At 40.0% G+C, this 13,007-nt stretch carries 13 protein-coding genes; 1 reads left to right on the plus strand and 12 read right to left on the minus strand.

The features are described 5' to 3' along the window. Positions 1 to 88: 88 nt before the first annotated feature. The 8 genes from B4U37_RS14815 to B4U37_RS14850 all read right to left on the minus strand — a co-directional run bounded on the left by B4U37_RS14815 (position 89) and on the right by B4U37_RS14850 (position 9,377). Positions 89 to 1,720, minus strand: a complete 1,632-nt coding sequence (locus B4U37_RS14815; RefSeq protein WP_088018838.1) for a peptide ABC transporter substrate-binding protein — start codon at positions 1,718 to 1,720, stop codon at positions 89 to 91. A 194-nt stretch (positions 1,721 to 1,914) separates the two neighbouring features. Then, entirely contained in the window at positions 1,915 to 2,925 is a 1,011-nt protein-coding gene (locus tag B4U37_RS14820; protein ID WP_088018839.1) for an ABC transporter ATP-binding protein, read from the minus strand. 8 nt (positions 2,926 to 2,933) lie between these two features. Further along, positions 2,934 to 3,881 (minus strand): ABC transporter permease, encoded by a 948-nt coding sequence (locus B4U37_RS14825; protein ID WP_088018840.1) that lies wholly within the window; start codon positions 3,879 to 3,881, stop codon positions 2,934 to 2,936. A 1-nt stretch (position 3,882) separates the two neighbouring features. Then, the gene (locus B4U37_RS14830) at positions 3,883 to 4,815 is read right to left on the minus strand and encodes an ABC transporter permease (RefSeq protein WP_088018841.1); all 933 of its coding nucleotides are present in this window, start codon (positions 4,813 to 4,815) and stop codon (positions 3,883 to 3,885) included. A gap of 57 nt (positions 4,816 to 4,872) precedes the next feature. After that, a complete protein-coding gene (locus B4U37_RS14835) occupies positions 4,873 to 5,697 on the minus strand; it encodes a M55 family metallopeptidase (RefSeq protein WP_088018842.1) in 825 nt (274 codons plus the stop codon). Between the two features lie 158 nt (positions 5,698 to 5,855). Continuing rightward, on the minus strand, positions 5,856 to 6,371 hold the full coding sequence (locus B4U37_RS14840; RefSeq protein WP_088020313.1) for a type 1 glutamine amidotransferase domain-containing protein: 516 nt from the start codon (positions 6,369 to 6,371) through the stop codon (positions 5,856 to 5,858). Between the two features lie 229 nt (positions 6,372 to 6,600). Then, positions 6,601 to 7,893: a lysine N(6)-hydroxylase/L-ornithine N(5)-oxygenase family protein gene (locus B4U37_RS14845; protein WP_088018843.1), complete on the minus strand. Its 1,293-nt coding sequence runs from the start codon at positions 7,891 to 7,893 to the stop codon at positions 6,601 to 6,603. Between the two features lie 215 nt (positions 7,894 to 8,108). Beyond that, entirely contained in the window at positions 8,109 to 9,377 is a 1,269-nt protein-coding gene (locus B4U37_RS14850; protein ID WP_088018844.1) for an ATP-binding protein, read from the minus strand. A 293-nt stretch (positions 9,378 to 9,670) separates the two neighbouring features. Between B4U37_RS14850 and B4U37_RS22250 the strand changes: the two genes are divergently transcribed. Further along, positions 9,671 to 9,823 carry a hypothetical protein gene (locus B4U37_RS22250; protein WP_198317033.1) on the plus strand — a complete coding sequence of 51 codons (153 nt, stop codon included), beginning with the start codon at positions 9,671 to 9,673 and terminating at the stop codon, positions 9,821 to 9,823. Positions 9,824 to 9,875: 52 nt separating this feature from the next. Here the strand turns inward: B4U37_RS22250 and B4U37_RS14855 are convergent, their stop codons facing one another. From B4U37_RS14855 to B4U37_RS14870, 4 genes are all read right to left on the minus strand, one after another. Beyond that, positions 9,876 to 10,925: a DPP IV N-terminal domain-containing protein gene (locus B4U37_RS14855; protein WP_088018845.1), complete on the minus strand. Its 1,050-nt coding sequence runs from the start codon at positions 10,923 to 10,925 to the stop codon at positions 9,876 to 9,878. Positions 10,926 to 11,136: 211 nt separating this feature from the next. Beyond that, positions 11,137 to 12,207 carry an undecaprenyldiphospho-muramoylpentapeptide beta-N-acetylglucosaminyltransferase gene (locus B4U37_RS14860; RefSeq protein WP_088018846.1) on the minus strand — a complete coding sequence of 357 codons (1,071 nt, stop codon included), beginning with the start codon at positions 12,205 to 12,207 and terminating at the stop codon, positions 11,137 to 11,139. A 160-nt stretch (positions 12,208 to 12,367) separates the two neighbouring features. After that, positions 12,368 to 12,532, minus strand: coding sequence for a YvrJ family protein (locus tag B4U37_RS14865; RefSeq protein ID WP_010194618.1), 165 nt, complete (start codon positions 12,530 to 12,532; stop codon positions 12,368 to 12,370). 259 nt (positions 12,533 to 12,791) lie between these two features. Continuing rightward, positions 12,792 to 13,007: a DUF2922 domain-containing protein gene (locus B4U37_RS14870; protein ID WP_088018847.1), complete on the minus strand. Its 216-nt coding sequence runs from the start codon at positions 13,005 to 13,007 to the stop codon at positions 12,792 to 12,794.

Here is a 13,007-nt window from a genome sequence, read left to right on the forward strand (position 1 = left end):
TATGGTGTTTCTTGATTGAATATGTATGATAATTTCAATGAGAAGGGTGTTCCGCGAACACCCTTCTCCTGTTAAAACTTATAGTATGTTATTCTTTGTCCGCCCATTTAAGTTCGATATATCCAACAGGGTGACGAACAATTCCTTTAACTGCTTCGTTTTGAAGATATACATGGTTGTAGAAATACAACGGAATGATCGGCATGTCTTCAAATAATACTTTCTCCGCTTCGTACATTTGCTCATAGCGAGCTGTTTCATCTGTTTCATTAAGTGCCGATTGAATTAACTCATCATATTTTGAGTTGCTCCAACCTGTACGGTTCATGGAATGTCCAGTTTGGAAGTTTTCTAGGAAGTTGATAGGGTCAGCATAGTCTGCTAAGAATGAGCTGCGGGAAAATTGGAACTCAAGTGCCGTTTGCATATCAAGGAACACGTTCCATTCCATATTGGCAAGCTTCACATCGACTCCAAGATTGTCCTTGAACATTTGTTGCATCGTCTCAGCGATTCGTTTGTGCTCATCACTTGTGTTATAAGTAAATGTAACTTCAGGTAATGTTTCATACCCTTCTTCTTCCATTCCTTTTTCCAATAATGCTTTTGCTTCTTCCGCGTTAAAAGTAACAAGGTCTCCATTTGTTTCACGGAAGTCTTTGCCGGATGGATCTGTGAATCCTGAAGAGACAAATCCTGTTGCCGCTTCTTCTCCTCGTTTTGTCACATAATCAACAATATCCTGCTGATTGACCGCCATTGCGAATGCCTTTCTGATGTTTGCATTTTGGAATGGCTCTTTGTCTACCCCAAATCGGAAGAAATACGTACCAGCCTGCTCGCCAATATTTACTTTTCCTTCTGCAAATAACGCTTCACTTGCATCAGCAGGCACTCCTGACGTATCCAGGTCACCCGCTTGGTACATTTGATACTCTGTGTTTGTATCATTTACAATCGCCCAGTGAACTTTGTCCAATTTAACCGTATCTGCATCCCAATATTGGTCATTCTTCGCCATAACAAAGTGGCTTTCATGCTCCCACTCAGCAAGGTTAAATGGCCCGTTTCCTACAAAAGAATCCGCTTCAGCAAACCACTCTGGATTTTCTGTAGCAACCTTCTCATTGATTGGGAAGAAGGCTGGATTCGTGATGACACTTAGGAAATATGTTTGTGGAGCAACAAGTGTCACTTCCAATGTCTTTTCATCCAATGCTTTTACTTGTACATCATCAACAGAGCCTTCCCCGTTGTTGTAAGCTTCCCCACCCTCGATGAAGTAACCAAGGAATGCAGCAGGAGATGCTGTTTCAGGGTTTAATAGGCGCTTCCATGCGAATTCAAAATCACCCGCAGTTACATCGTCCCCGTTAGACCATTTTGCATTGTCACGGATATAGAATGTGTACGTTTTGCCGTCTTCGGACACGTCCCATTTTTCCGCTGTTGCTTCTTGTGGTAAGTGTTCGTCATTTAAGCGAGTCAGACCTTCCATCAAGTTGTTTAGTGCGTTCCAAGAATAGGAGTCAAAGCCGATTGGCGGATCAAGTGATGTTGGTTCAGATCCGTTGTTCAGGCGAAGTACCTTTTCTCCTGATGCGCTGTCGTTGTTGTTCGTGTTTTCGTTTGTGTCGGTGCCTGCGTTGTTGCTTGCTGTACAGGCTGCTAAGATGAATACTAGCATTGCGGTCATTAGTAATGACAATACCTTTTTCATGTGTTACTCCCCCTTTTTCATTTGTAAATCTTTAGACGCCGCTGTTGATCTCCGCACTGTGCTTCGCTTTCCGCGGGACGGTGCTTGAGCCTCCTCACAACGCTTCAGGGGTCTCAACCTACCGTGATTCCCCCGCTGGAGTCTTCGCACTGTGCTCCAATCAACAGCTATGAAACTCTATTTCACTATAAGTCTTATCTTATAGTTGAAATCACTGTTTTTATGGGCTTCGGAGCTCTTGGGTCCTGAAGCCAGCAGTCTACATGGTGTTCCTCGGACAGACGTGTCTTCATTGGATATAATCGCTCGCATACTTCCATGGCATACTCGCATCTTGCTGCAAATGCACAGCCTGTCGGTGGTGAAAACAGGTCAGGTGGAGAGCCTATTATTGGCACCAGTTCTTCATCTTCTAAATCAAGGCGAGGAACCGAGTTTAATAGACCTTTCGTATATGGGTGCTCCCCTCTATAGAAGATTTCTCTTCTATTCCCGGACTCTACTATCTTACCTGCATACATAACAGCCACACGGTCTGCCACTTGCGCTACTACTCCTAAGTCATGCGTGATAATGATGATGGAAACCCCAGTTTTCTTTTGAATATCCTTAAAAAGGTTTAAAATCTGGGCTTGGATGGTCACATCTAGTGCCGTTGTCGGTTCGTCTGCAATCAATACTTCAGGCTGGCAGACAAGGGCCATGGCAATAACAATACGCTGTCTCATGCCTCCACTGAACTGGTGCGGGTATTGTTTCAATCGTTCAGTCGGGCTAGGTATCCCGACAAGATTCAGCATGTCCACCGCCTGTTTCCTCGCTTCTGCTTTAGAGACTTTCTTATGCTGGATGATCCCTTCCATGATCTGATCTCCAACAGTTAGAGTTGGATTCAATGCTGTCATGGGGTCTTGGAAAATCATTGAGATATCTGCGCCTCGAATCTTTCTCATTTCCGGTTCAGACGCTTTGGTCAAGTCCTTGCCTTTAAAAAGGACTGTGCCTTGCGTTATCCTCCCCGGCGGTTGTGGAATTAATCGCATGATACTTTGGGATGTCACACTTTTTCCACAGCCGGATTCCCCTACAATTGCGAGGGTTTCTCCTTTATGCAAATCAAAACTGACTCCCCGGACTGCTTTCACTTCGCCTCCGTATGTTGTAAAGGAAACATGTAAGTCTTTTACTTCCAGTACTTTTTCCATGATGTCACTTACCTCCTCAGCTTTGGATCTAGTGCGTCTTGTAATCCGTCTCCAAACACGTTAAATGCAAACATGGTCATGGAGATGAAGAATGCCGGGAAGAACAGGCGCCACCAATGTCCTGAAATAATCGTTGATAACCCATCATTGGCCATCACACCCCAACTGGCATACGGGGCACTAACACCAAGACCCAGAAAGCTTAAAAATGCTTCTGCGAAAATTGCAGCAGGTACCGTCAATGTCATTTGAACAATGATAGGACCCATCGTATTAGGGAGAAGATTTTTTCTAATGATCCGGGAAGTCTTCGTTCCAAAAGTTTTAGACGCAAGCACAAACTCATAATTTTTTATTTGCAGTACCTGCCCCCGGACAATCCTAGCCATTCCAACCCATCCTGTTACGGTTAGTGCGATAATGATGGTCAATAATCCCGGTCCCATTACAACCATTAATAGAATCACGACCAATAGATACGGAAGGCCGTATAAAACCTCCACCACACGCATCATTGCATTATCGGTTCTGCCACCTTTGTACCCGGCGATTCCGCCGTAAACAACACCAATGATAAAGTCAATCAATGCCGCCATTAATCCGACGAATAAAGAAATCCTTGCACCATACCAGGTACGAGTGAAAACATCTCTCCCCAGTTCATCTGTACCAAAAAAATGGGTGGAGGACGGTGGCTGATTTTGATTTGGTAAATTTGTCTGCATAACACTATAAGGGGAAAAAATCGGTCCAAAGATGGCCATGATGGTCAAGAATAAAAGAAAGATCAATCCTGCCATCGCAAGTTTGTTCTTAACCAATCGCCGCCAAGCATCCTGCCAATAAGATAGACTTGGACGGACTACAGCTTCAGCCTCTCCCTTGTTTTTATCAATGGGTTTGAACCACTCATCAGGAACGGTTTGGTGATTTTCTTGAAGTTTACGTTGTGCCATATTAGTTCCCCTCCTTTTTATGAAGCTTAATACGAGGGTCTAATATCCCGTAAGCTATATCTACAAGAAAAAGCATCAAAATCAAGAATGCACTATAAAACACTGTTGTGCCCATAATGACTGGATAGTCACGGGTATTAATACTTTCCACGAAATATTTGCCCATGCCTGGAATGGCAAAAATTTTCTCGATAACAAATGTCCCCGTCAATATTCCGGCAGCAAGGGTACCCAGGATGGTGACTACCGGCAATAATGCGTTACGAAGCGCATGTTTGAATACTATTTTCACCGGAGACAGGCCCTTGGCTTTTGCGGTACGTATGTAATCTTGAGTCAACACTTCCATCATGCTAGCTCTCGTCAATCTCGCAATGATTGCCATCGGACCTGTTGCAAGAGCTAATGTAGGCAAAATCATATGCTTCCAACTTGACCAAGTGGCCGGCGGAAGCAAGCCCCAGTTGACAGCAACATGTTGTATCAACACGGTGGCAAGGACAAAGTTCGGTATGGAAATCCCGAACACAGCAAAAGTCATCGCCATATAATCAATAACGCCATTGCGTTTAAGTGCAGCAATTACTCCAAGGAAAATACCTGAAATGACGGCAATCATTAAGGTGATCATCCCAAGCTCGAACGAAATAGGGAAGCCTCTTCCCAACATATCATTCACTGTCTGGGACGGTTGTTTAATAGATGGACCGAAATCCAATGTCACTAACGTTTTTAAATACATCACATACTGAACCGGTACCGGCTTGTCCAAATGATAGTGTGCCTCAAGATTACGTTGGACCACTTCGCTTGTAGACCGCTCTTCATTGAGCGGAGAACCCGGTATGGCATGCATCAAGAAGAAGGTCAATGTGATGATGACCCATAAAGTTATGAGCATTGCTAGTAATCGTTTTGCTATAAATGTTCCCATTCTCCCACTCACACTTTCTTTCCTATTGGGTTTTTATGTACTTAAGGAGCAAACCTATTAACAAAATGTCGTTCTCATTGCCAGTTCTGTCATGACAAGCATGGCTTGATAGGCTTCCTTAATATCTTTTGCCTGAAATTTGACGATAGTCGTCCCCGGCTCTAACTCTGTTCCTGGCATCAAACTTGCCCACTCCGCTTGGCCGTAATTCGCAAATTCAATGCGAAGTGTTGGATGATCAGGCGGTATTAAAGGTTTAATACTATGTACATCATCAATTGCCTGTGACGTTCTTTCTTTAATGAGTTCCTGTGCTTTCACTGGCGTCAGGGATTTTGCGGCAGAACGGGATGCGACTTCTTTTACTACTGCACAATGAACGCCAGGAATAAGACTCTCTGCTTCTAATGCTGTCTGATCATCTCCAGATACCATAATGACTGGTACGCCATAATATCCTGCTACATATGCATTGAATCCTAGCTCGCCTACTTGAACATCGTTTATGTACATATTTCTGACTCCAAAAATCATCGAATGGGTCATAACGCCTTTCATGGATGCTCTTGCATGGTATCCTACAAAAACAACCGCATCAAAGCTGTCATCTAATCCTTGCACCATGGAATACGGCTTTACATCACCTGTTATCAGCTTTGTTTCGGGATGAAGCTCTTCAATCAATATGTTATTCATTTTAGAATGACTGTCATTGATGATGACCTCCTCAAACCCCTTATCAAAAGCCGTTTTCACTACAGCATTCGCTTCCTGTGTCATTATCTTTCGACTACGCTCATAGTTATGCAACCTGGAGTCTACGTGGGTATGATCTACAAGCCCACTAATTCCCTCCATATCAACTGAAATATATATCTTCACCCCTTACCCTCCTTTTGTTTTAATATTCTTAATATTATAACAGTATTATTTTTGCGCTACAATGGAACTTGAAGAATATGGGTCTAATTATTCAGAAAATTCCACACAAAAAAATCATGTTGCCCATTTAGTAAAGGACAACATGATTTTTGGCGTTGTTATTTTAGAAGCTTTAATGATTCTCTTATAAATGCTGGAATGTCATCTGGTGTTCGGCTTGAAACCAATTGGTCATGACAGACAACTACTTCTTTGTCGTGATAGTGAGCACCTGCATTTTGAAGATCTACTTTTATGGAAGTAAATCCGGTAATATCTCTTCCTTTCAGTGCTTCTGCTGTGATAAGTAATTGTGGGCCATGGCAGATAGCAAAAACAGGTTTTTGGTCATCCATGAACGTTTTAGTAAATGAAACAAATCGATCGTCTGCTCTTAGGATATCTGGGGAGAATCCTCCAGGTATTAATAATGCATCGAAGTCTCCTGGACTTACATCATCAATTCCGGCATCTATTGTAATTTCTACTCCATCTGTTTTCCCTTTTATTGTTTCACCTTTTGATTTTTCGATTACGGTTAATTGATGCCCTGCTTCTTTAAAGGCTTTTGCGGGTTCGGTGTACTCGGAGTCTTCAAATTCATTTGTTAGTAGTACTGCAATTTTTTTACTCATCATGCAACATCTCCTTTTTTTAGTATGGGCTCTATTTGAATACCGCTGTTGATTTCCGCAAATGGCTTCGCTTTCCTAGGGGCACTGGTGGAGCCTCCTCGGCTGCTCCTGCGGGGTCTCCACCTAGTGCTATCTCCCTCAGGAGTCTTCGCCTTTTGCTCCAATCAACAGCTATAAGTCCCTTTTATATATGTTCTTGTACCCCTTAGAGGGTATGTTAAACGTGGTATTACGTATTGGGCATGAATTGTTGGAAGATGGTATCTTTTTGGATCGGATAGATTTCTCTTTTGGCCACATCGTTGATTATCGTCTGATTTCTCATCACGGCAAGGCTCAAATTGGTGGCTGCCGTTCCATGTGAATGTTCAAGGTTAGTGGAGATATACATCTGATGACTTCTTGGTTCCTTCCACACTAACCGGTACATTTCATCCACTTTAAATTCTTTTTCGCTTTCCCACACCAGTTCTTCCTTCTTATCCCAAACCCACTGTGGTATATGTGGTTTATACCCTGTTGCCAATACCACATAATCTGCTTTGACCTTGAAGTCCGCTTCTTTCTCCCACTGCTTGCATGACACTTCTAATACGCCATTACTCTCATTTATTTCCTTTACTTCTGTTAACGGCTGAATGGTGATTTTTTCATCTCGCCCTTCAACAGATCTGTTATAAAGCAAATCATAGATTTTCACCAATGTTTCTTTGTCTACCCCATTCCGGACAGTATCCAGCCGATTTAATGCCTCTTTTCTTTTTTCATAAGAAAGTCCATGAAAATATTGAACATAATCAGGTGAAAAGACTTCCTGTCCAAGCTTTGCACTCTCAAGCTGAGAAAATATAGAGGAACGGGTATACCATTTTAACGAATACTTATTATGCTTTTGTTCTTCCAGTAGTTCATAGAAAACCTCCGCTGCACTTTGTCCGGATCCGACAACCACTATAGAATCGGAAGCTTTCATTTCTTTTTCTTTATGTAAATATTCACTTGTATGCACGACCTGTTCATTTTTCTCTATGCCATCCGGAATAAATGGGATACTTCCTGTACCCACTACAATATGTTTGGCATGGTATGTAGAGACATCTCCTGTATCCGTCCTCTTTACCTTCACACTATACCCATTCCCTGTATATTCTACTGAAATCACCTCGGATTGAAAGTGACAATTCTCTAGGTTCTCTGATACCCATTTAGCATATAAATTGTATTCTCTTCTAGGAATGTCAAAGCGGCGATAAAAGAAAAATTGAAATAATCGATTCTGATTATGTACATAGTTTAAAAAGCTATATTTGTTTGTTGGATCAGCAAATGAAACCAAATCTGCAAGAAAAGGGACCTGCAAATCAGATTGCTCAATAAGCATGCCTGGATGCCAGTTGAACGCTTCTTCTTTATCGAAAAAGATAGATGAAATACTTGATACATTATCAACTAATGCTGCTAACCCCAAATTAAATGGCCCTACTCCAATTCCAATAAGGTCAAAGGCTCTATTTTCGGACATTTTCATTCCCCCACTTTTATCTATACTGTCTTATTTATACCCTGTTTCCACACATTTTCTCCCTTCATTTAAAATGTTACATAAAAAAAGGGACAGAGACTGAGTCTCTGTCCAAAAATCCCGTGTACGAAAGGAGAAGGAAGCTGCACACGATATATTCTATGCATGAATCTATGAACTGCTTGGTCATCTATCTCTTATCAAACGCACATTTTTTATTGTGTTGGAAGATCAATAGTGACAGTTGTACCGTTTCCTTCTTTGCTTTCAATACGAATATTTCCTTGATGCTCTTCAATAATTTTTTTTGTTATTGTCAATCCAAGTCCCATCCCTTTTTCCTTGGATGTAAAGAAGGGATTGCCAATACTATCCATATTAGAGGATGAAATTCCTATTCCTTCATCTTTTACTTGAATGCTCTTCTTACCATCAGTTTCCAGCAAACCTGTAATCATTATCGTTCCTCCATCAGGCATCGCCTCTATGGAGTTCTTGATGAGGTTGATAAAAACTTGCTTAAGGTTATTCTTATCGCCTCTAACCATCGTATCAGGGCCAATATTTTCAATGGAAAAAGAAATGTTATTAATAGTAGCTTCATTTTCCACTAATTTTATTACATATTGTAGAACTTCCAGGATCGAAATAAGCGTAAGTTCCTTTGTTTGCGGTTTCGATAGAACAAGCAGCTCCGATACAATATCATTTATTCTATCAATTTCAGACAGCACCATTTCCACATGATTTTTGTTTGCTTTTCCTGATAATTGGATGAGTTGAATAAATCCTTTAATAGATGTTAACGGGTTTTTTATTTCATGGGCAATTCCTGCAGATAGTTCGCCTACTACCGATAGTTTTTCTTTTGTAACCAACAATTTTTCTGTATTTTTCAGAGAAGATATGTCCCTGCCTATAGTGACAAGTGCTTTTCTTCGTCCATCGGCATGAAATAAAGGAACCTTAATTACATCAAACGTCTTCATTTCCCCGTCAGCAAGGGAGAATGACTCCTCAGCTCGTGAAATCTTTCCGTCCTTCCAAGTCTGCTCGTCTGTTTTCATACAGTATTCAAAAGCCTCCATGAAATTGGGAGAAAAGACTCCTAATTCTATATCAGTCTTCCCTTTATAATCCACATCTTGTAAGTCATAAAGAGACAGCCCATATTCATTAGTTTGCAGCCATCTACCTTGTCCATCTTTAAAGCATACAAAATCAGGCATGTTGTTAATTAAAGTTGAAAGTTCTTGTTCCTTTTGTTCAAGCTCCTTCAATGCAGCATGTTTTTTCAATATTAAATATAATAATAGCGTAGTGATCAGTATAAAAAGCCAACCTTTTAACAGGTTGATATATTCCGCTATATCGTTATTGTTAGTTTGCTTTAAAACGTATATCCAATAATCTGTTAGCCCAATCCATACGATTCCAAAAAACAGATAGATTAAAGGTAAATACTTCAGCCATTTCCTCTTCATAAAATACCTCTTATATCCTTAAAAATAATTGATTTCCATTAAAATTCATATGTATATGTGTTAAGTACTTTCATTATATCTTTTAACAGTAAATATAGATATAAAGTCCCACTTGGGAAAGTCGGATGAAAATTCTTTTAATTACACCTGAAAATCATTATACACTTTCCTAGCCTGTAATTTCTAGTTACTTTCGCAGTATAGTTTCCTATTTTACATATAAAAGGAAAGGTTTAACCTGGTTCCATAAGGGTATATATTGGTAAAACAAAGCTTTACAGGGAGGAATTAACATGGAAGATAGAGATGTAAGAGTGGATAAAAGGGAAACAAAAGAAGATCGTGGTCAAGTTGCTTCTACATTTATTAAATACACTGCCTACCTTATTATCTTTTTCGGAATCATCTGGTTCATTATCAGTTATCTTCTACCAATGTTCCAATAAGGCAACAGAGCCCGCGTCTATATAGACGCGGGCTCTGTTTATTTTATATTCATTAAAGGATGGTTCCTGAAAACTGTGGCATTTGTACAGTAATGGATTGAATTTTTTCTCCATCAATATCCACTGCCCACAATTTATAATTCGGTTTCCCCCTCAACCAACTCTGATCCTGGATAAACAATACCCTCTCCTTGTCGCGGAAAAATACCGGTTCTGTAATCAACGTACGAAAGCTTGTAAGAGGTTGTACTTCTTTCCCACTCGTGCTCATTGTGTACATTTCATAAATGAATTGCGACTTCTCACGAGGATTTTCGCTTGCAGCAGAAAACGCAATGAGATCACCAGTTGGAGAGAGTTTTCCACTATATATTATATTTGTATTAAAATCCGGGTTTACGTAGTCTTTCTCCATAGTCTTAGTGTCCATCACGATATAAGAAGAATGAAGGCCTTTTTCTTCCTCTTTGCTCCACTCCACATAGCCAAGTTTCCCCCCGTCTCCTGTTAGTGAGAGGCTCCGCTTTTTTAAACTTTCATCATGAGTCAGCCTTTCCTTTTTATCTCCTGTTATAGAAATAGAGTACAAATCAATGTTAGTTGGACCTTCCTCCATTTCATTACCTTCCTGATAATCCTTTGCAGCTAAATAATAGATGGATTGATCGTCTTGCGAAAAAATAGCATCCGTTATTAGTTCATTCTCTTTCGAAAGGCGGGTGAGTTCACTTCCATCGCTGTTCATTATGTAAAGTGATCTAGTTAATGTGTTCTCTCCCTTTTCTTGCGATAAAAACAGGATCTTATCCCCTTTGGATGAATAGCGAGGATGCACATGGCTTTCTTCCTGCCTTGGGTAAGTTAGTTGATTAACATTGCTGCCATCCACATTTGCTTTATAGAGCGCTCCATCCCCACTTTGGTAAAATGGAAAAACAATAGACTTGTCATCAGGTGACAAGGTAACGGTTTCCCCGAATCCATTATCAATAGGAAGCCACGAGCGAGTAAATCGTTCTGAGAAGAAATATAAAAGGACGGATATGATGATGACAAATCCTATTAGGGAGATGGTGAATAGTTTCAATGTTTGTTTTTTCATCGGTATCGGCCTCTTTCTTATAGATGGAATCAGTATGATCGTAGTTTACCCTCAAATGGAAAATCCTACTTATTAAACTTTGAAATATTTTAAAGAAAAACCGAGCGGACCGCCCGCAGGCAAGCGAAGCGCCTGGAACGGAAATCAACCGGATTATATGCTTTCTTTATATAGCAAAAAAGCAACCTAATAATAGATTGCTCTTTTTGTATTATTTTGCTGTGTTAATGATTTCTTTTAAGATAATTTCCAACGTGTTAGGTGCACTGTCTTTGGACATATTCTTTTGAAGTTGATCTTTCTCATTCTTGAGTGCCTCTAGTTGTGTTAACAGGGTTTCAGTGGTGAGATCTTCTTCGAATAAAACTTTCGCAAAACCTTTTTTCTCGAATGATTGGGCATTCAAGATTTGGTCTCCCCTGCTAGCGTTCCTAGAAAGCGGGATTAATAGCATCGGTTTACGTAATGCCAGAAATTCAAAAATGGAATTCGCACCAGCTCTTGAGATGATGAACTCTGATGCTGCAAGAACATCTGGTAGTTCTTGATTAATATATTCAAATTGTTTATACCCTTTTACACCTTCAAGGGAACGGTCCATGTTTCCTTTTCCGCATAAGTGGACAATTTGATATTGTTCTGTTAATTGAGTTAAGACTTGACGTAACGTTTCGTTGATTTTTTTGGCCCCAAGACTTCCACCCATTATGGTTAGTATCGGTTTTTTCTCATGAAATCCAAGCCATGCCCTACCTTCTTGCCCTTTCCCCTTGAATAACTCTTCTCTGATTGGTGAACCGGTAAATAATACTTTGTCAGATGGAAAGTGATTCAAAGTCTCGTCAAATGTAACAAATACTCTTGTCGCAAATTTGGTTGCAATTTTGTTGGCGAGCCCCGGTGTGATGTCTGATTCATGAATGATAACCGGTATTTTTAACATTTTAGCTGCCATCACTACAGGAACTGTTACAAATCCACCCTTGGAGAATACGACTTTAGGCTTTACTTTTCGTAAAATCATTAAAGCTTCCATTGCCCCTTTAATGATTCTTAGTGGATCGGAAAAGTTTTTCCAATCAAAATAGCGTCTAAGCTTACCACTTGAAATTCCGTGAAATGGAATATCCTCTTTGCCTATAATATCTTCTTCAATTCCTTTTCTTGAACCGATATATGTAATATCCCAACCTGCTGCTTTTAGTTTATTCATGATTGCAATATTGGGAGTAACGTGGCCTGCAGAACCACCGCCTGTGAAGACGATTTTCTTATTAGTCATTTGTATCAACATCCTTTATGTCATTCTCTCTCTTCTTATTATTATCGAAATAAGATATAAAGGCAAAAATTTTATATATCCAATGACGTTACCATAAATAATTTCCTACGTAAAACAGGCTATTGTACTATATTACTCCGTTCAATAGCCTGTTTTCTATTTATTTTATGCTCCTTGAAGGCAGTGTTTCCCTAGATAATTGATATGGCAGCTGCTGCAACGTTTTTGTTACATGTTCTAGTTTTTGTTCTATTCTGTGTAACAAATAAAACGTGACTACAATCGGGAAACCAACTTCACTTATCCATGTCCACCACTGATCCATGACCTCTCCCCCTTCCTGTTCAAATAGGCTCTTTTCTCACCGAATGCTGCTATTTACTTGTAAAAAGTCGGCAATTGGACTTTTTACTGTTTACATACTTTAGAAGTTGCAAGTAAGATTTTTAATACAACAGGGAATAGAGCACGACAGTTCATGATATGACGGTTGATTTAAGTATACGAAACAGCAACAAAGTTTAAGAAAACTACTTTTAAATAAGAAGGGCCTACTGATTTAAAGTAGACCCTTCCAAATTACCTTAAGCTATTTCATATTCTGTAACATTACGTTCCACAATTCTGGCACTGTCTTTTGTAATGAAACTTCCACCTTTAGATGTAAACACATTGGCAGCAATAATCGTATCCATCGCTTCTTCGATTTCCACCTGTGTTAGATCTGATCTAGGATCATCAACAGACACCTTCACTTTTGTACCCTCTTCATTTAAGAAAAATAATTCTAGTGTAAACAT

The organism is Sutcliffiella horikoshii, from assembly GCF_002157855.1.
GTDB lineage: Bacteria > Bacillota > Bacilli > Bacillales > Bacillaceae_I > Sutcliffiella_A > Sutcliffiella_A horikoshii_C.

What these genes read in the sequence shown, in the direction of transcription:
- B4U37_RS14845 (WP_088018843.1), bottom strand. Translation starts at nt 7,893, where the DNA reads ATGTCCGAAAATAGAGCCTTTGACCTTATTGGAATTGGAGTAGGGCCA.
- B4U37_RS14830 (WP_088018841.1), bottom strand. Translation starts at nt 4,815, where the DNA reads ATGGGAACATTTATAGCAAAACGATTACTAGCAATGCTCATAACTTTA.
- B4U37_RS14840 (WP_088020313.1), bottom strand. Translation starts at nt 6,371, where the DNA reads ATGAGTAAAAAAATTGCAGTACTACTAACAAATGAATTTGAAGACTCC.
- B4U37_RS14870 (WP_088018847.1), bottom strand. Translation starts at nt 13,007, where the DNA reads ATGTTTACACTAGAATTATTTTTCTTAAATGAAGAGGGTACAAAAGTG.
- B4U37_RS14865 (WP_010194618.1), bottom strand. Translation starts at nt 12,532, where the DNA reads ATGGATCAGTGGTGGACATGGATAAGTGAAGTTGGTTTCCCGATTGTA.
- B4U37_RS14820 (WP_088018839.1), bottom strand. Translation starts at nt 2,925, where the DNA reads ATGGAAAAAGTACTGGAAGTAAAAGACTTACATGTTTCCTTTACAACA.
- B4U37_RS14860 (WP_088018846.1), bottom strand. Translation starts at nt 12,207, where the DNA reads ATGACTAATAAGAAAATCGTCTTCACAGGCGGTGGTTCTGCAGGCCAC.
- B4U37_RS14825 (WP_088018840.1), bottom strand. Translation starts at nt 3,881, where the DNA reads ATGGCACAACGTAAACTTCAAGAAAATCACCAAACCGTTCCTGATGAG.
- B4U37_RS14855 (WP_088018845.1), bottom strand. Translation starts at nt 10,925, where the DNA reads ATGAAAAAACAAACATTGAAACTATTCACCATCTCCCTAATAGGATTT.
- B4U37_RS14815 (WP_088018838.1), bottom strand. Translation starts at nt 1,720, where the DNA reads ATGAAAAAGGTATTGTCATTACTAATGACCGCAATGCTAGTATTCATC.
- B4U37_RS14850 (WP_088018844.1), bottom strand. Translation starts at nt 9,377, where the DNA reads ATGAAGAGGAAATGGCTGAAGTATTTACCTTTAATCTATCTGTTTTTT.
- B4U37_RS22250 (WP_198317033.1), top strand. Translation starts at nt 9,671, where the DNA reads ATGGAAGATAGAGATGTAAGAGTGGATAAAAGGGAAACAAAAGAAGAT.